Annotated in this window: 14 protein-coding genes and 1 pseudogene; 10 read left to right on the plus strand and 5 right to left on the minus strand. The window is 51.5% G+C overall.

The window, feature by feature from the left end; translation table 11 throughout:
• Nucleotides 1-12 precede the first annotated feature (12 nt).
• From crgA to AEAE_RS05510, 5 genes are all read left to right on the plus strand, one after another.
• Nucleotides 13-465: a cell division protein CrgA gene (crgA, locus tag AEAE_RS05490; RefSeq protein ID WP_094690157.1), complete on the plus strand. Its 453-nt coding sequence runs from the start codon at nt 13-15 to the stop codon at nt 463-465.
• 790 nt (nt 466-1,255) lie between these two features.
• Complete coding sequence (locus tag AEAE_RS05495) at nt 1,256-1,492, plus strand: hypothetical protein (RefSeq protein WP_094690158.1); 237 nt, start codon at nt 1,256-1,258, stop codon at nt 1,490-1,492.
• Nucleotides 1,493-1,827: 335 nt separating this feature from the next.
• Complete coding sequence (locus tag AEAE_RS05500; RefSeq protein WP_094690159.1) at nt 1,828-2,823, plus strand: hypothetical protein; 996 nt, start codon at nt 1,828-1,830, stop codon at nt 2,821-2,823.
• A 19-nt stretch (nt 2,824-2,842) separates the two neighbouring features.
• Entirely contained in the window at nt 2,843-3,943 is a 1,101-nt protein-coding gene (locus AEAE_RS05505; RefSeq protein ID WP_094690160.1) for a hypothetical protein, read from the plus strand.
• Nucleotides 3,940-4,779 (plus strand): ABC transporter ATP-binding protein, encoded by an 840-nt coding sequence (locus tag AEAE_RS05510; protein WP_094690161.1) that lies wholly within the window; start codon nt 3,940-3,942, stop codon nt 4,777-4,779. Before AEAE_RS05505 ends, AEAE_RS05510 begins: the two co-directional genes overlap by 4 nt.
• A gap of 107 nt (nt 4,780-4,886) precedes the next feature.
• Here the strand turns inward: AEAE_RS05510 and AEAE_RS05515 are convergent, their stop codons facing one another.
• The gene (locus tag AEAE_RS05515) at nt 4,887-7,322 is read right to left on the minus strand and encodes a glycogen/starch/alpha-glucan phosphorylase (RefSeq protein WP_244569651.1); all 2,436 of its coding nucleotides are present in this window, start codon (nt 7,320-7,322) and stop codon (nt 4,887-4,889) included.
• A 287-nt stretch (nt 7,323-7,609) separates the two neighbouring features.
• Between AEAE_RS05515 and AEAE_RS05520 the strand changes: the two genes are divergently transcribed.
• The 4 genes from AEAE_RS05520 to AEAE_RS05535 all read left to right on the plus strand — a co-directional run bounded on the left by AEAE_RS05520 (nt 7,610) and on the right by AEAE_RS05535 (nt 10,586).
• Complete coding sequence (locus tag AEAE_RS05520) at nt 7,610-8,059, plus strand: sterol carrier family protein (protein ID WP_094690163.1); 450 nt, start codon at nt 7,610-7,612, stop codon at nt 8,057-8,059.
• A gap of 356 nt (nt 8,060-8,415) precedes the next feature.
• Complete coding sequence (locus AEAE_RS05525; protein ID WP_158520537.1) at nt 8,416-9,378, plus strand: alpha/beta hydrolase; 963 nt, start codon at nt 8,416-8,418, stop codon at nt 9,376-9,378.
• Nucleotides 9,379-9,647: 269 nt separating this feature from the next.
• Nucleotides 9,648-10,019 (plus strand): helix-turn-helix domain-containing protein, encoded by a 372-nt coding sequence (locus tag AEAE_RS05530; protein WP_094690165.1) that lies wholly within the window; start codon nt 9,648-9,650, stop codon nt 10,017-10,019.
• A gap of 9 nt (nt 10,020-10,028) precedes the next feature.
• Nucleotides 10,029-10,586 carry a PIN domain-containing protein gene (locus tag AEAE_RS05535; protein WP_094690166.1) on the plus strand — a complete coding sequence of 186 codons (558 nt, stop codon included), beginning with the start codon at nt 10,029-10,031 and terminating at the stop codon, nt 10,584-10,586.
• A 196-nt stretch (nt 10,587-10,782) separates the two neighbouring features.
• Here the strand turns inward: AEAE_RS05535 and AEAE_RS06960 are convergent, their stop codons facing one another.
• Entirely contained in the window at nt 10,783-12,921 is a 2,139-nt protein-coding gene (locus tag AEAE_RS06960; protein WP_244569652.1) for a trypsin-like peptidase domain-containing protein, read from the minus strand.
• Nucleotides 12,922-13,080: 159 nt separating this feature from the next.
• Here AEAE_RS06960 and AEAE_RS07095 point away from each other — a divergent pair.
• A pseudogene (locus AEAE_RS07095) lies at nt 13,081-13,278 on the plus strand (hypothetical protein); the annotation flags it as partial.
• A gap of 92 nt (nt 13,279-13,370) precedes the next feature.
• Here the strand turns inward: AEAE_RS07095 and AEAE_RS05545 are convergent.
• Genes AEAE_RS05545 through AEAE_RS05555 form a run of 3 tightly spaced genes read right to left on the minus strand, consistent with a single transcriptional unit; the run spans nt 13,371 to nt 18,344 of the window.
• Nucleotides 13,371-15,323, minus strand: coding sequence for a right-handed parallel beta-helix repeat-containing protein (locus AEAE_RS05545; protein WP_094690167.1), 1,953 nt, complete (start codon nt 15,321-15,323; stop codon nt 13,371-13,373).
• Nucleotides 15,324-15,327: 4 nt separating this feature from the next.
• On the minus strand, nt 15,328-16,953 hold the full coding sequence (locus AEAE_RS05550; protein WP_094690168.1) for a glycoside hydrolase family 43 protein: 1,626 nt from the start codon (nt 16,951-16,953) through the stop codon (nt 15,328-15,330).
• A complete protein-coding gene (locus tag AEAE_RS05555) occupies nt 16,950-18,344 on the minus strand; it encodes a carboxylesterase/lipase family protein (protein WP_094690169.1) in 1,395 nt (464 codons plus the stop codon). The genes AEAE_RS05550 and AEAE_RS05555 overlap by 4 nt, the downstream gene beginning before the upstream one ends.
• Between the last annotated feature and the right edge of the window lie 184 nt (nt 18,345-18,528).

Consider the following 18,528-nt stretch of genomic DNA (forward strand, 5'->3'; position numbering starts at 1 on the left):
GGAGGAGCCTCTATGGCTGAGAAGAAGGACTTGAAGAGCACCGAAGAGGCCGAGAAGGCAACTGCCGTAGCAGCTTCTGAGGAATCTACCAGCGATGCCCAGCAAGGTAAGGACAAGCAGGGCGAGCCTGGTGAGATTGATCTCAACGAAGTCGATAAGCTTTTGAACGCAAAGGGCAATGAGAAGGATCTGCCGAAGAATATGCAGCGCCTGATCGCCCGTGAAAAGGAAAATAACAAGCGCGTGGAGGAGTCCATTAAGGGCGCGAAGACGAATCCTTCCTGGTTCGTGCCGCTCTTCTGCTTCCTCATGATCTTGGGCTTGCTGTGGGTCGTCGTGTACTACATCGACACTCAGCGCACCGGCGGCGTCGGCTACCCCATCCCAGCTATCGGTAACTGGAATTTGCTCGTTGGTTTCGTCATTATGCTCATTGGCTTCTTGATGACCATGTGGTGGAACTGAGCTCGTCCTTCTCTCTGGTATTTCTCAAGATTGTCACTGTGCTGTTACCAGCACAAGAAAGTCAGGCCTTCGGGTCTGGCTTTTATTTTTCTCACTGCTCTTCTGCGCGTTCGCTCATGAGTTGTTTCTGGCACAAGCCGATTTCTCTCGAGAGTTCTTTTCTGTTGTCAGCGCGCTTTCGTACGCGTTCTTGGTGATGAGCAAGACTTCCTCAGCGGCGCGTTCTCTCGGCGAGTTGCGAACGCGTTCATCTGTGGTTTTCCACACACAGTTATCCACAAGATTCAGGAAGTTATCCACACTTCAATTCACACCTGTGCATAAATCACATCTCTGTCATTCAGTATCTGCTCACTTATCCACACTGATCTTGCCTGAAATTCCAGGCCTTACAGGCGTAGAACGTATGTTCTAACTGAGAAGACCGTACTTTATCACCAGAGTTTTCCACACCTGTGGATAACTTTGTGCACTTTTCCACTGCCTCTGCGCTCCTCGGTAAAGTTATCCACAGCTTTCTTTCTGAAAAATCAACAAAACACAAGATCTAGTGCTTATCCACACCTTGCCTTCCATATGTGGACAAACTTGAAGTTGTGCACATAGCCTTGACAAGACTGAACTACAAAGCTCGCCTCCCAGCAGTAAGTCATCACTCATTTGCCTGTGGAAAACAGACCTTTTCTCCCCTTTTGTCCGCTGTTTCTTCTGATTTTTTCGCTTTTCCCAGCTATTCGCCATAAGATGGAGTCAAGACGCTGAGCGTTTCGACTGAATCGAAGGAGCCACTATGGAAAAGAAGTCATCGGGAATCTGGAAGTTCCTGGCCATCGTCTTCGGTGCAGCTTTGGCTGGAATGGTGTGCTATTACGTTCACCAACAGAACAACCCTGAGTACGATCCTTGGGAGAAGCCGTGGAAGAACAGCTCCTCTCCTATCGATCTGATTCACGCATCTTCTCCTGCCGACGCTGACGAGGATGAAGAAGACGAAGACCCTCTCGAGCTTGATGAGGATGCTGACTGACGCTTCAGATTATCACTAAGCGTAAGCCATTCGTGCTTCGATGAGCCCAGTTGCTCATATCATGCTTCCCGGTGTGCTCTCCTCACGAGGGCACACCTTTTTCTTGGAATTGACTGCTTTCAGAGAATTTACCTCTCTCGATTCTGTTAATCTCTCTTCACTTCATTCCAACGCATTTCTGACGGCCTATACCCCAGCTTGATAATCTTCACAATCAATCGATTACAAGTACGGTATCATGGTGTGTAACTTCAAGTCCTTCTCTCATCAGATCGATTTCTTCCCTGAGTAACGGTGCTTATGGTGAAGTAACACACCTGCGGAAAGGCGATCTCATGCATAGGAAATTGACAGCCTCGTTATCCGCTTTTATCTTTTCACTGATTCTCGCTTTTCTCGCGTTTTCAGTGTCACAAGCCGTGACTGATATTCATAATCAATCACTGGGGATACGCGGCGAATATACGAGGCTGTCAATTCCCCAAATGGATAATCCCAGCCTTGAACGCAAACAACAACAAGAAAAAGCACTGATAGCACTCCAGCAATACTTAGCTCAAGAAAAGATCATCTTCATCAGTGCTACTGCAGAAGGAGAAGGCAGCCCAAGCATCATTACATACGACCCTCAATCCACCACGTGGGCTCAGAAAGTGAAACCCTCTCAAACCTATGCTATTGAGGGAAGTTATTCGCAACAGTTATGGGAGAAGAAGCAGAAAAACCCTTACCTTCCTCCCTCGATTTCGACAATCAATGGAGTCATCACTCCTGATGCTTCTCTCCAAGGCGAACCATATCAATTCATTCATGGCCTGGATGGAAAACTCCCACCAGTAGGGCAAGCTGTTATTTCTACCCAAGACCCTGAGAAAATTCAACACATACAAGAATTACTCACCCAAGCCACACTTCACCCTCAACCCCTTCCTCGCATGACGTGGAAGAACGTGCTCATCATGCATAAGGAGATCGATTTCACACTCTTGGCCTCACTGCTCAGCATTGTGGTATGCGTCATGGCATTAAACGGTGTGTTAGAAGAGCTTATTCCTGAATTTGTCATCCATACCTATAGTGGCGGTACTGCTTTCAGCATTGCCTGTAAATACAGCCGTCATCAATTTCCTGCAGTTATCATTTCTTGCGGTGCAGGTACGGCCTTCTTCTTGCTTATAAACTGCGTATTGCAGTTTGCCCACATTAATCAGTTTCTTCTCGGCCTGCTGTTACTGAGCGGACTGGTCAGCAGCATCATCGTAGAACTGATGCTCTTCCTCATCGTTTTCAGCCAGCTACACGTCGCATTCGCAGCTACTCGAAACAAGTAAGAGAGGAAGGAGGTTACACATGCGTCAGTTATTCCACGAAATAAGAAACGGGATTACTCTCGTCACACGCCATTTCGTTCAGATCATTACCATTATGCTGTTAATGGGTTTAGTCTGCTTCAGCATCGGCATGAACCTCTCCACAGTTACCGATAAGGCAATTGCACTCAAACAAAGCCAAGAACTGAGAGCACATGATCCCGTCTATTTCAGCGCGTATTACGATAACAGTGTCCCGAAAACACAAGATCAGTCCGCAATACATATTCTTTCTACTGAGCTTGCGAAAGGCAGCGCAGTCAGCTATGTGAATACGAACATTGAATTGTCCAACAAGGATTTTGCTAACCGCCATCACGTGCTTATCGTGATGGGCAAGAAGACAAACCTTGCTGTATTTGGAATTCCCAATCCACAGTCCACGAAACCTCGAGCTTACCTCGGTGCAGATTTACCAGAAAAATCGATCGACCTTCCCATTGCCGGCTACCATCTGACAGCCAGCCAACACTTGCCCTCTCACGCAAGTTTCTTCTCTCCACACGGGTTTGGTGAAAGCCTGGCTCATCACGTCGTCATTGTTCTACCACCCTCCGCGCTATCACGTATGGATGAACAAGAGAAGACTCGCGCTCTTTTTAACACGATTTTCTTGATGAAAGAGCCTTCACATATCAGTGATGACGACCTCTCCCTCTTCTTGCACTCTTGCTACAGCTGGGGAATGTCACTCGTCCCACAAAACCTATCAGTGAGCCTTCCTGAACAATTTCGGAAAGTGGTGGCACTCACTATCAGTTATGTTGTTCCCTCTCTCGCTCTTCTTATCCTCGTCTTCTTCCTCTTCTTCTCCTTAGGAAAAACTTTGGTACGAGAAGAGTTAACCGAGCTGCGCATCCGCTACTTCTTTGGAGCAACTCTCGGCTCTTTGAGCATACGAGTGATTACTTTCCTTCTGCTTTCTCTTGTTGTTCCGGCTGTACTTCCCTCAGCTCTCCTGGCCTACCAAGCACAACAACAATTTGCAATACCCGGGATTATCATTCTCACCTTCACTCTGGTCGTTTTCCTGGTATGCACTCTCACCACCATGCGAACTATTAAAAGGAGCATCTCATGATTAGCACAAACGTTTTCAAGACCACTGAAAACACGTCTTCACTCCCAGACATCACCTCTTCGCTCCACGAAAACACGTCTTCACACCCAGAAAGTACTCCTATGGATCAGCCACTGAACCAGCCACTGGATCAGCCACTCTTGGAACTCAAACGAATCACTCACCGCTACCATCAAGCCGATAGCGTCATCACCGCTCTCGACACTGTTAATCTGGAGCTACTCCCCCATGAAATAGTGTGCATTATGGGCCCTTCAGGAGGAGGAAAAACGACGCTACTCAACATTTGCGGCTTCCTTCTCCAGCCTGACCACGGAAAAGTTGTTGTCAACGGGAAAGTTCCTGATTCTTCCTCTTCCCACCGCGCGCGCTTGAGAAACCAAGTGTTTGGCTATATTCGGCAAGATTACGCCGTCATCGACCACGATAAAGTGTGGCAAAACGTCGCGATACCGCTGGAATACCGCGCCAAGCCTCTCTATGGGCGCAAGGCGAAGGCATTGTGTTCGCAAGCTCTCGCCAAGGTCAACCTCGCAGGTAAGGAAAACGTTCGCGTCGCTCAACTGTCTGGCGGCCAAAAACAGCGCGTGGCAATCGCTCGCTGCCTGGTCAACGAGCCGTCGATCATTCTCGCCGATGAGCCGACTGCTGCGCTTGACCATGAAAATGCGCATGAGATTATCACCCTGCTGCGTGACTGGGCGCACGATCCTTCTCAGCGCCACGGGCTGATTCTTGCCACGCACGATCCGCGTATTCTTCCCTACTGCGACAGAATTTTCTCTTTGCAGGATGGCACTCTCACGCAAGAAAGCGCTACTCACTTGCAAGCCTGAGGTATGTGTGTCTCGACCTATAACAAAAGCCTCCCACTGCAAGCAATGGGAGGCTATTTATCGCACTGATAATCTCAAGCGATTACTAGTTCAGCAACTATCGCTGATCACTTGTGCTGAGGAAGAGAACCCGTCATCCACACGCGATCCAGGTAATCCTGAATAGAGCGATCAGAAGTGAAGAAGCCGGAGTTCGCGGTGTTCAGAACACCCATGCGAGTCCATGCCTGCTTATCCTGGTAGGCAGCTTCGATCTTGTCCTGAATGTCCATGTACTCACGGAAGTCAGCAAGGGCCATGAATGGATCCTTGTTGATGAGGTTCTCCGTGAACTCCTTATAGGTGTTTGGATCACCATAGGAGAACATGCCGGAAGCAATAGCGTCGATAGCACCCTTGAGGTCTGGGTCGCTCTCATAATAGCTACGTGGGTTGTAGTTGCCGTCGAGCTTCTCGACATCCTCGACCTTCATGCCGAAGAGGAAGAAGTTCTCAGCACCAACGCGCTCACGGATCTCCACGTTTGCACCATCCAAGGTACCCACAGTGACAGCGCCGTTGATGGCGAACTTCATGTTGGAGGTACCGGAAGCTTCCTTACCAGCCAGCGAGATCTGCTCGTCGAGGTCGGTGGCAGGAATGATGCGCTGAGCGGAGGTGACGTTGTAGTTCTCAATGAACACCACGCGCAGCTTGCCCTGCAATGCTGGGTCGTTGTTCACCACACGAGCAACATTGTTGATGAGCCTGATGGTGAGCTTTGCCATAGCGTAACCAGGAGCAGCCTTTGCACCGAAGATGACGGTACGAGCCTGGAAGGTGTTGATATCCCTCTGGCCAGACTTCAGCTGGTTGTACAGTGCGATGACCTGCAGAAGCTTCATAGACTGGCGCTTGTACTCGTGCAAGCGCTTGATCATGGTGTCGAACATGGAGTTTGGATCAATTTCCACACCCTGAGTGCGCTTGAGCCAGTCGGCGAAGTCCACCTTGTTCTGGTGCTTGACCTCGGCGAACTTCTTCAAGAACTGTGGATCATCCGCATACTTCTCGAGGCCCTTGAGCTGCTCGAGGTCGTTGAGCCACTCTTCACTGCCCAAAGTCTTAGTGACCAGTTCGGACAGGCGTGGGTTTGCCAAACGCATGAAGCGACGTGGGGTGACGCCGTTGGTGACGTTGGTGAACTTGCTTGGGTAGAGGTCTGCGAAGTCCTTGAGAGTGATGTCCTTGAGCAGCTGAGAGTGCAACTCGGCAACGCCGTTGACATGAGAGCCAGCCATGGTTGCCAGGTAAGCCATACGCACGCGGCCGTTGGAGTAGATGCGCATACGCTCGATGGCCTCTGGGCTGGCGCCGTGCTTGGCCTGGTCGTGTGCTGCCCAGTCGCTGATCTGCTCGATGATCTCGAGGTGGCGAGGAAGCAGTTCGCCCATCAGCTTGGCATCCCACACCTCGAGTGCTTCTGGAAGCAGGGTGTGGCAGGTGTAGTTGAAGGTGCGCTGAGTGATGGAGAATGCGGTATCCCAGTCGTAACCATACTTATCGATCAGAAGGCGCATGAGCTCGGCGATGGCAATCACCGGGTGAGTGTCGTTGAGCTGGAAGGTGATCTTGTCTGGGAAGGTGGTCATATCCGGGTGTTCTTCACCTGGGTAGAACAGGGAGATGGCGTCAGCCAGGGATGCTGCAGAGAAGAAGTACTGCTGCTCCAAGCGAAGCTGCTTGCCAACGTAGGTGGAATCTTCTGGGTAGAGAACCTTGGTGATGGATTCTGCCCAAGTCTGGCCCTTGACTGCGTCCTCATACTGGGAACGGTTGAAGGTGAGCAGGTCGAATTCGTCGACTGCCTTGGCGCTCCACAAACGCAGGGTGCCGACGCGGCCAGATTCATAGCCTGGAACCATGTAGTCGTAAGGAATGGCGCGGAACTGCCATGCTGGCTTCCATTCGCGCTTGCCGTCCTTAGTGGTGACGACAACGCCGCCCATGCCAACGCGCTGTTCGCGGCGGTAGTTTGCCTGCTCCCATGGGCTGCCCTTGTACAGCCAGTAGTCTGGACGCTCAACCTGGTTGCCGTCCTTATCGAACTCCTGGCGGAAGATGCCGTAGGTGTAGCGAATGCCGTAGCCGATTGCTGGAACGGCCTTGGTTGCCAAGGAGTCGATGAAGCAGGCAGCGAGACGGCCGAGGCCACCGTTGCCCAGGCCTGGCTCAACTTCCACATCTTCAACAGCGTTGAGGTCGAAGCCGAGCTCCTTCACAGCTGCTTCTACCTTCTGAGGAACACCAGAGTTGAGGATGGCGTTTGGCAGCTGGGTGCCGAGCAGGTACTCAGCAGAGAGGTAGCCAACAGCTTTGGTGTTGCCCTTCAGGGTGTCCTCACGGGTTTCAATCCACTTGTCAGCGAGAAGATTGCGCACCACGGTAGAAACCGCCACATACATATCCTCGTTGTTGGCCTCGGCGAGGCTCACACCGCGGGAATGACGCAATGCAGCAATGATCTCGTCCTTGAGTTGCTCACGAGTGATTTCGTCGCTCACAATATGCTCTTTCTGTGATACTGAGCCGGGCGGATGCGTTTCCAGCGCATCCGACAAAGAACCCTTCGCCCGCGTTGGCCCCTGACATTTCACCGTCATGAGCGTGTGGGCGGCAAGCTGCTTTGCCTCAGAGCACGGTTGTGCTCCTCTACGTCCAGCCGCGCGATATTAGGAAATCGCGACACTTACTTCCATTATGGGAGGCTTTCGCGATGTGAGCAACTCATACACTGCAACTCCCGTAGAATTTACAAAAAGCGAACGGCGAGCGAGGCTAAACTGGCACTATGCCTGCAATCAAAGAAAAAGACCTCGAGCGTGGCCGTCGCGATTTTCTGCGCTGCCAGGAAGCGTTGCAGCATTTAGCTTTGCGCACCTCGGATAATTCTGCACTCACTGGCTTGACGGGGCCTGCTGACCCTGCTGACCCTGATTTTCTGCCTCGCCCGGTGCTTGCGATGGCGGTTCGTTACAGCTTGAATGTGCTGGAGCGCGCGGTTCCTGGCCCCTCGACTGAGCTTCGCGTGCCGCCTTTCGCCGCGGTTAAGCTTTTCCCTGGCCCCGACTCTGATCCGCATAATCTCACTCCTCCTGATGTGTTGGAGATGGATTATTGGACGTGGCTTCGCCTGGCTTGTGGCATTACGACCTGGCAGCAGGAGAAAGACGCAGGCAATGTCGCTCCTGTTGGTGAGCGCGACGAGCAGGTGGGTAGGCTCGTTCCCCTCCTCGTTTAGTTTCTCCTTCTCTTGCCTGTGAGATTGTCACTCTTCTCAGCGGCGCGCTACTAGCCTTTTCCAGATTGTCAGTGTGGGTACTCTTCCTGGTTGGCAAATCGAATGCAGCCTTCCTGATTGGCAAACCGGATGCTGCCTTCCTGGTCGGTATTGTTGCGAACCTTCCGCTGTTGTTTTACGTGAAACTGTTTTATGTGAAACTGTTTCACGTGGAATTCTAAAGTTTCGAAATGGGTAGCTTGGGGCTGATAATCTGGAGAAATTCAGCAAGATGCGCTGGAATAGAAGTGACTGCACACAAAGAAGCGAGCACCACGTGCCTCACCACTGTCGCAAAGAAGCGTCAAGGAGAAGGAATGACGAACGAAACAAACCACGAGCAGAGCTCGAGCGCAGAAAGCTCAACCATAAGCCCAGACGAGCTCGCCCACTTCGACGAAATCATCCAGACAACAGTAATCGAACACAACCCGAGCCTCACCGGCTTAGCGCGCCTCAACCCCGGCATTGTGTACAAGGAAATTGACGGCGAAAAACTCATGATGGATGTTCTCCAGCCACAAGTGCCCAACAGCGAACATCCCCACTTCCCGACCGTCCTCTTCATTCAAGGCTCTGCCTTCCAAACCCCAGACCGCAATTATGAAATCCCTCAGCTGGCCGAACTCGCACGCCGAGGCTTTGTGATTGCCACCGTCAACCACCGCAATTGCACGCAAGGCCACCCCTTCCCCGCCTTCATGGAAGATGTGAAAGCAGCACTGCGATTCCTGCGCGCCCATAGTGACGACATGTTCATCGACCCTGAGCGCATCGGCGTATGGGGAACCTCATCTGGCGGCACCACCTCTCTGCTCATGGGCCTCACTTCAGGCCTCAACATGTATAACGACGGATCTCATGCCGAAATGAGCGATAAGGTCGCCTTTGCCGTTGACTGCTTCGGCATCAGCGAACCGCGCGATATGATTCCCCACCCTGAGGATCTCAGTGCAGATTTAAACGGCATTTGGGTCAAGCTGCTCGGGGTTAGCGACCTTTCTGAATCATCGTTTGCCTCCAGCCGCATCAACGAATTGAGCGCAATGCACATTGTGCAGCACGAGAGCGAAGGGCGAACTTACCCGCCGTTCTTGCTGCTCCATGGAGATAGTGATGGCCTTGTGCCCTATGAACAGTCGCAAAAGGTGGCGCTGGCAATGAAGAAGGCAGGCGTCGACGTCAGTTTCGTTCGCGTGAGCGGCGCGGACCATGAGTACGACTTCTGGAGCCAGAAAACACTCGATACGATTTTCACCTTCATTGAAAAGCATGCCTAAAGGCACATGGCTGAGAAGCTTGATTGTCACTACGCAGAAGCTGGGAACATCTCGTTTAGTTTGGCAGCGTTATGAGAACACTGATGGCACTGCTTTGACGCTTGATAGAGATGTGACTGGTGCTGGCCGTGGTGCTCACTACTGGGCATGTTCTTCTCCTGAGCGCAGGATGATAATCATCCTGCGCTTTGTGTTCTTCTTTTTCTCATTAGTTTGTCCGTTTTGTCCGTTTGTGATAATCTAAGACAACCGCGGAGAGGAGAATTGAGATGAAACTTGCAATCCCTTCAGAAACAATTCCAACTTCTTCCCGCTTCGCCATCCAAGGTTATGGGAAAACCTATGAGCTGACCGAGGAAGAGTTTACTGCTGCATTGAAGGCCGTCGACAATATATCCGATGATTCACGAACCTTAACTACAGGTGAGGCAGCAAAGATTCTCCATGTCAGTGGGAAAACTGTCGCTCGTCTTCTCGACGCAGGACAGATTCCCTTTTATCGCAACCACGGCACAGGCCATAGAATGGTGAAATATCGCGACATTCTGGCTTATCAACAAAAGATTGAATACCGTCGCAAGCTCCTTTCCGCTGCTCGCAGCATGGCTGACAGCATGGGCGGATATGACAGCGAGAAGTAGAGGACGACAATGCGTGCAGTCCTAGACTCCAACCTTTTCTTCTCCATGTGGACACTTGATCCACTTCTCAGCTTTGCCGAAGCAGATTTCTATCAACCCGTATGGTCAAATGTCATCATGGCTGAAGTAACAGAACACTTGTCTGAAGTATGGAGCCATGCTACAAAAGAGAAAGTCTCAGCATTTTTACAAGCGATCAATTCGGCTTTCCCCGAAGCACTCATCTCACTTGCTGCTAACCAGATATTCCCAATTTCTCTTCCAGACCCAGATGATGAACATGTCCTTACCGCAGCAATTCAGTCACATTCAAACTTCATCGTAACTAATAACTTAAAGCACTTTCCTCAGGAAAAACTTGCAACACAACATGTGGCAGCCATTAGTCCCGACAACTTTTTATGCCATCTTTTTGAATCTAGCCCAGAAGAAAGTAGCATCATCATCCAAGAATTAGTCAGCGAAAAGAATCATCCACCTCGCTCTATCAAGGATGAGATTACTCATTTACAGAGGGTTGGACTCACTCAGTTTTCTCGACTTCTGGAGCAAAATTTGTTGCATTAATCATTAATAACGACAGCATTCACACGAAAGAGAGGGGCTCTTCATGATGAAGAGTCCCTCTCTGTGCACACAATTTCAGTGAACTGATAAGCGAACTGGCAACAGCTGAGCAAGCTAACCTGGTCAGTTAACCGCTAACCCGATCGGTTAACCATTAACCCAATCCGTCAGCCAGTCAGCCGGCCGGCTAGTCAGATCAGAAGCCAGAGCCACCGAAGAGACCGAATGGATCAATCAGTCCATTGCCGAAGCCATTGCCATCATTGTTGCCGTTGTTTCCATTGTTTCCGTTATTGCCGTTGTTGTTCTGGTCATTCTGGCCGTTGCCATTGTTCTGGTCGTTGTTGCCATTATTGTTGCCATTGTTGCTGCTCGAGTTGTCGCTGAGCGTGCCTTCCTTCTGGTCGAAGGTAGCGTTGAGCTCCAAAGTCTTGCCGTTACGAACAACAGTGAGCTTGACCTGCGCATTGAGTGCCGTTGCACGAACTGAGCCGAGCACCGAGTACATCGAGCTGACCGACTTTCCGTTGAAGCCAACGATCACATCACCAGTTTGCAAGCCTGCCTTTTCGCCGACCGAACCGTTGAGCACCTTCACAACCTTGGCACCCTCGACAGTTGCGCCGTCAACCTTGGCCGAGCCGTCGGAAATGGTCACGCCCAGTTGCACGTGGGTGGCATGGCCGTCCTTGATAATCTCGGAGGCTACTCGCTTCACCAGATTGGCAGGAATGGCGAAGCCGATGCCAATAGAACCGCCAGAAGACTGACTGGACTGGGAAGCCGTAGCGATCGAGGAGTTGATGCCGATGATCTTGCCAGCCGCGTCGAAGGTCGGGCCACCAGAGTTACCGGGGTTAATGGCCGCGTCAATCTGAATGGCGTTGGTGACAATCTCACTGTTATTGTTTTCATCCGACACAGCGACTGGACGGTTCAAAGCCGAAACGATGCCGGTTGTCGCAGTATTTTCGTAGCCCAAAGGATTACCAATAGCCATAATTTGCTGGCCTACGGCAAGCTGATCGGAGTCAGCGAAATCGGCTGGCTGAAGGTCTTGCGGAGGGTTCTCCAAGCGGATGACGGCGAGGTCAGTGGTCTTGTCGGTACCGACGAGCTTGGCGGAGTAAACCTTGCCATTGTTGAGCGTGACTTGGATGCTCTGTGCACCTTCAATCACGTGATTGTTAGTGACGATGTTGCCATCTTTATCGATGATGGCGCCGGAGCCGAGGTCAACGCCGTTTTGCACGGCGACCTTGACGGAGACCACCGATGCGGCGACCTGCTTGTTGAGTGCTTGCCAGTCGATGGTCTTGCCGGTAGGAACCTTGGCGGTGCCAGAGCCGTTACCAGAGCTCAGCTGGCTGATGCTCGTTTCACGTGGAACAGAGATGAAGCCGGAGGAGATTCCACCCCACACCAAGCCTGCAGCCAGAGCTGCTGCCACACCTGCGGACAGCAGAGCCACACCCCACTGAGGCATGGCATTCTTCTTCTTGGTTGCTACTGGCGAGCCTGCTGGAGCACCTGGCATTCCAGCGTTGCCGCGGAAGCCGAAGTTACCTGGTGTATTGGAAGTACCAGGGGTGCTCGCAGTGCCTTGGCTATTTGCGCTGTTTGCGCTGCTCGAGCCGTTTTCCGTGCCCGAGTCGTTTGCACTACCAGAGTTATTGGGCGTGTAGCTCGAGCTTGGTGTGTAAGGGTTGCGGCTGGAGTTGGAAGAACCATAGCCGTAGCCGTTGGAGCTGTAGCCATTTGCACCATAGCCGTTGGAGCCATTGTTGCTGGAACCATAGTTACTAGCACCATAGTTGCCAGCGCCATAGTTCGAACCGTAATTGCCAGCGCCATAGCTATTGGAACCATAACCATTGGAGCTGTAACCGTTCGCACCATAGCCATAGCCGCTGGCGTTGTAGCCGTTCTGAGAGTTCTGGCCACCCTGATTGCTCAAGCCATTCTGACCGTAGACGTTCTGACCATAGCTACCCTGGCCGTAAGAATTCTGGCCATAAGCGCTCTGGCCATAAGCGCTCTGACCAGAGTTGCCAGATTGCTCGCCAGAAGTCTGCTCACCCGAAGCCTGCTCACCAGAAGTAGACAGCGGAACAGTTGGCTGCTCGTTGGAAAGCTGCTCAGTAGCTTGTTCGCCAGTAGCTTGCTCGCCGGTTGCCAGCACACTGGTTGACTGAGTCTGCGTGGTATCGGCAGTTGCAGCGTTCTCGTCGTTGCTGTTGGTGTTGAGTTGAGAATTGTCATTAAAAAGCTCGTGAGAAGAATTCTCCGGATTCGAGAAATCCGGGTTCTTCCCGTTCATGTTCTGATCCGTCATGTTTCTCCTTTACGTGGCTTGGAAAGCCGTTGTTTCTCATGGCCAAAGCCAGTTTCATGTGCGACTTGGCGAGCCACTGTTGTGTGCGGCCTGCTCGGCCGCTTACGCTCGTTCTTGTTCTGGTATTATCTCAACTCTTTAACCTGAAAGCCTTCTGAATGTTCTCCGAAAATGGGAAATAAGTTCTCTTCGAAAAATATGGCATCTGCTGAAAGCCTCCTGGCCAAGCGCTCTTTCCTCAGGGTAGCGCCAAGCCTAGCTTCAACAGATGCCATTATTTCAACTCATGCGATGAGTCTCATCTTCCGTTTTATCTTCAGTTTTCTCAGTCATCTTCAGTTTTCTGACTCATCTTGAGTGCCAGCACCCCAGGTTTCACACCCGGAAACCATACAGCACTGCAATACAGAGAAAACGCTGAGAAGAAGCGCGGTGATAATCTTGAGCGCTTACTTCTTCCATACCACAATGTCGTTGACACCAGCATGCAAACCAGCCAGAGGGCCAGCATTATCCAGCTTCTGACGCGGCTTGCCAGCAAGGTCCGTATCCACGACGATGTCGGAACCATCTGGGTTCTCGTAGCGCTCCTCCACCACACGAGGCACACCCAAGTCAACAGTTGCCACACGAGGCGTCGTAAACTCAGCCAGAGCTTGAGGAACGGTGATGAGCATATGCAAACCGTCGTCCTTCATCTCAGTGGCAATCTCAAGGTGCTCAGCCATAGTGATGCCCGACTTGTCATGCTTGGACACCGGCAGATTACCAGTGAAAACGTTACCAGCCGCAACAATGGGCTCCGGCAGACGAGGGTCGCCTTGAACCCTACCAGAAGCAATCTCATCCCTGTTGCGCTGCTGATACTCTGCGAAACTGCTCGGGTAGGTTTCATAGGCCGCCATGCCCATCTGGCCTTCCTCACCAGCAGGGTTGAGGAAAACGTTGTTCATGTAGCGATCGTCACCAGAGAACACGAAGGACGCGCCCGCAGGCTCAGTCGTATGCGGGAAATGGTTCGGCGTGAAACGATCGAGAACCTGATGAGGCTGAATTACACCGCCAATAATGTTGTTGACAAAGGCGGAAGCATCGGCCCAATCTTCGAAAGTATATGGTGAGAGGAACGCGTTGTTATCCACCAGCAGAGGCCCATGCGACACCTCCACCATCAGGTCACGGCAATTCTTCTCAAACACGTTCGAGCTCACGCGCGTACCCTGCGCCTGCCAATCAAGCCACATGCCCAGCGAGCAATCATGAATGTAATTGTGACGAATGCGCGTATCGAGGGCAGCATGCAACTTAATTCCAGCAACTTCCCAACCGAAGAGCTCGCGACGAGCGCCTGCACGGTAAATATGGTTGTTTTCAATCAAGCTGAACGCGCCACCCATATGGCCCGCAATACCAGCTTGACCGCAATCATAAATCGTGTTGCCTGCTACGTAATGCGAGCCGATCACACCCTTACGCCAGCCGATGCGCAGAGCCTTGAACACTGCTTCAAACTGGTATTGGAAGCCCGGCTTGCGGTCGGTGCGGTACCACTCGTTATCGCCCGTCTCTTCGCTGGTTCCTAGGCTAATGCCCACAGCCTTGGAATCGTGAATGACGTTGTTAACTATACGCCAGCTATACGCCCAATTCGGGCCAACTGCACCCACCTGATGAGCCGTTGGCGGAGCGAACTGAGTGGCAACATTCTTAAACTCGAAGCCCTCTACCGTGATGAAGTTGATGTGATGATGCGAAGGGAAGAAGCATGTGGGGCGAGTGGTAATCTCGGTCACCTGCTCGTTGGGGTCTTCGCCATTGAAGTTCGCGAAAATAGTTGTCGTTTCCGCTTCGTCGTCATGCTCAGACATCCACACATACTGGGTATACTTCGCATCGAAAACAGGAACCTGCTTCTTGGTCACGTAGTCTTCAACCGTTTCGCGTAACTCAGGATTATCAAGCTGGTCTTTGCGCGTCACTTCATAGAGCTGGTGACCGTTAATAAACACCTCACCAATGTGCTTCGGATCATCCACACCCGGACGCGGCAGAGCAAGCCAATCACCAAAGATCTTCGTCGTAAACGGGTTGAAAGCGCCAAAATAAGAATCAGGAAGGGTGAGCTTGTAAATGTTACCTTCTACCTTCTCCCAGCCAGTCACAACTTCAGAACCAGTGACAACAGGGCGAGCTTCACCCGCTGCTGCGCGATAGGTGATGCGATGGTTTTCATCCAGACCACCGCGTGCAGGGTCAACATTCTCCCGGTAAGTGCCTTCATGAACGATCACTTCATCGCCCGGTTGCGCGAGCAGCGCTGCCCGCGAGATTGTTTTGAAGGGGTGTTGGGCGTCGCCTACTGCGCTGTCCTTGCCCTGAGGAGAAACATGATATTGCGTCATTGCATTACCTTTCTTGATAGCGGAAATCAGTAAAAGTAGCTTCCTGATAGAAGCCGGATACGTCGCAGCACGCCAAACCAACGAAACCGCCTGTGAAGAAGCCGCCATAGCTTGCTGCAATGTATTCGTCAGAGAATTGTGCTGCGTCGAGTCCCTCAACCAGTGTGTTCCACGTGGAACCACCGTCGAGAGAGTAGTCATACGCGTAGGTTTGTGTACGAACTCGAGTGCGCAAACGAACTGAGTGAACACCTTCAGGCAGTTCAACACTTGCCGCAGGAGCAGAATAGCCATTTCGATCGTTTACAGCGACTTGCAGCTCTTGTTTGCCCGTTTTCTCGTTAAAGGTGACGAAGATCCACGACCAACTGAAATCGTTGTAGTAATTCGTCAAACCGGCCATCTGCATGTAGTTCGTCGGGTCGAATTCCAAGCTGACTTCTGCATCAAAGTTTTGAGATTGCCAGCGACGAGCGACGAGGGAGAGATTGAAGAGATTAGCAAGAGAGCCTTGGCCTCTCAGTACGAGCTTGCCGTCACCCACTCGTCCCATTTTCTCAGAGAAGGGAACACGCAGAGTATTCCAATCTTTGCCTAATTGAGGAGAAGTGAAGGTGTCATGCTGGTAGCCGGAATTCTCAAATTCTTCAGAATCTGCAATGTGTGGAGCATCCTTGGGCTGCTCGACTTCAACTTGGCCAGCTTGTCCGCTGACAATGCGTGGCCAGCCTTCGCTATCCCATTCAACCTTTTGAATAGAGGTTTCGCGTCCCAGTGTGCTCCAGCCGCGAACACCATGGCGAGTGTCCCAGTCATGCCACCATGGGCGAGAGACGAGAGAGGCGTAGTACCACTCGCCTTCTGCGGTTTCTACAATCTGTCCATGTCCTTGTTTTTGCAAGGGGAAATCTGGTGTATCAAAGTTGGTAATCAGTGGGTTTCCTGGCATCACTTCAAAGGAGAGTGCATCCAAGCTCTTCGAGCGCGCAACAGACTCTTGGTGCTCATATTGAGTTCCACCCTCGGCGCAGAAGAGGTAGTAATAGCCATCCTTCTTGAGCAGGTGTGGGCCTTCTACAATTTTGACGTCAGTTCCACGCCACAAGGTTCGTCTGGTGGAAGGAAGGAGCTTGTGCTCGACAGGGTCATACTCTGTCAAGGTAATACCGTCGAAAGCATGATGGCCGGGGCGGAAGTCCCAGGTTTGTTGAACAAGGTACTTACGTCCATCATCATCGTGGAACAGGCTTGCGTCGAAACCCGTGCGATCCAGCTCAATAGGCTCCGACCAAGGGCCATTAATGTCATCAGCTGTGATGAGATAATTGATGCCATCTTTAAAGGCACCGTTGACCACTTCAATGTTGGAATACACCAGCCAGAACTTGCCATCGGCGTAACTGAGGTCGGGTGCCCACACGCCTCCAGAGGAAGGGATGCCTCTCATGTTGATTTGGCTCGTCCGCGTCAACGGGGAGTTGAGCAACGTCCAGTGGACGAGGTCCTGTGACTGATGCAGGCGCACTCCTGGCCACCATTCGAATGTAGAATTGGCAATATAGTACGTATCACCAACGCGGACAAACGATGGATCAGGATTGAAGCCGTGAAGTACCGGGTTGATAATCATTCTTCCTCCTCCTTCTTGCGAGAAAGATCAGCGCTCATCGATATATGACGAGCAAAATTCATAAACTCATGACGCTTAGTTGTATGTTTCCACTCTGGTAGAGCTGGCACATCAGGATTGCCATCATGTGCAAAGCGAGCCCAGAAACTCGTCATGGCATGAGCGACGTCGTAATGCCAGCCTTCGAAAGGACGCCAGCATTTTCCCAAAGTAGAAAATACGAACCACAGGTCGGAAGAGTGGAAGGACCCAGCGTCATCTCCCGGCATGGAAATGTCAAAGTGGTAGTAGTAGGGAGCACGATACTTGGCATCGATCCACTCGTCGATGAACTCAAAGTTTCCTAGCTGACCAGCGGGGATAACTGTGCCATCATCCGCTGTTTCTAGGAATTCTCCTGTTGTGTTGCCGATGATGACGTCAACATCTGCGGCATCATGAGAGCGAATAATGTCCCGTTCTTGTCGATCCAGGAAATTGCCGTCAATGCACGGCTGCCAATTGACGAGCATGGGCCATTCGCCTTCATGCCCACTTTCTGGTGGAACAGGGAGGTTTTCTGCAGCCTCGAGAAGCTGACGAGCAGGGATTGCTCGCGCTTCTTCGAGGGTGGTCACTCCGAGAGCGTCGAAAAGCCTCACCCCATTGGCTTCTATTTCTTCTAATGAAGCGAGATGAGCGTTGAAGTAACCCAAGCCGCCGCCAGACTGCATAATTGCATGGTGGAAGAGACCGGTGTTACCTGGAGAACAGATTTGAGCAAGCACACTTGCAGCGCCCGCAGATTGACCGAAAACAGTGATGTTATTGGGGTCCCCACCGAATGCTTCGATGTTTTCTTTTACCCATCGAATTCCTGCTTGCTGGTCCAGGAAACCAAAGTTAGCTGCATTGCCGAGTAGCGGGTGGGCAAAGAAGCCGAAGACGTTTAAGCGATACGCAACACTGACGACGACAACATCATGGCGAGCGAGCTGTTGCCCATCAAACTCTTTTTCGAAGGTGCCTCCTGTTTGGTAGGCTCCGCCGTAGATCCACACCATGACCGGCTTTTTCTCTCCCACAGTGTGAGCTTGCTGCCTGTTACCTCGCAGTGCAGGAGTCCACACATTCACATAAAGGCAATCCTCGCTCATATCGACACTGGGGTCTGTTCCCCATTCTTTGTCGTAAAACTCATTGGAGTTGCCAGGAGTAGGTTGCATGGCAGTAGGAGCAAAGTCGAAAGTTTCGAGAATTCCCTTCCATGGCGTGACAGGTTGAGGTGCTCGCCAGCGTAATTCACCTACAGGAGGTTGCGCAAAAGGGATTCCGCGGAAAACGGTGATAGCCGGGTCTGTGGCTGCAATACCCTCCACAATACCGGAGTGAATTCGAACCTGACGCTTCATTGCGTTACCTTCATCTTTGCCGAATAATACGAAAGTTTCGTTCCTTTTTCACGAAACATTTAGTAACTTTCGCTATAATCAAGATATCTGATTTGAAGAACTGCTGCAATTCCGGTTTGCCATTGTTGCCGAACGGAATTACTCCACAGAACGGCGCAAAGAAGCCCTTTCTCAACGCTTTTCT

It is taken from the genome of Aeriscardovia aeriphila, from assembly GCF_002259595.1.
Classification (GTDB): Bacteria; Actinomycetota; Actinomycetes; order Actinomycetales; family Bifidobacteriaceae; genus Aeriscardovia; species Aeriscardovia aeriphila.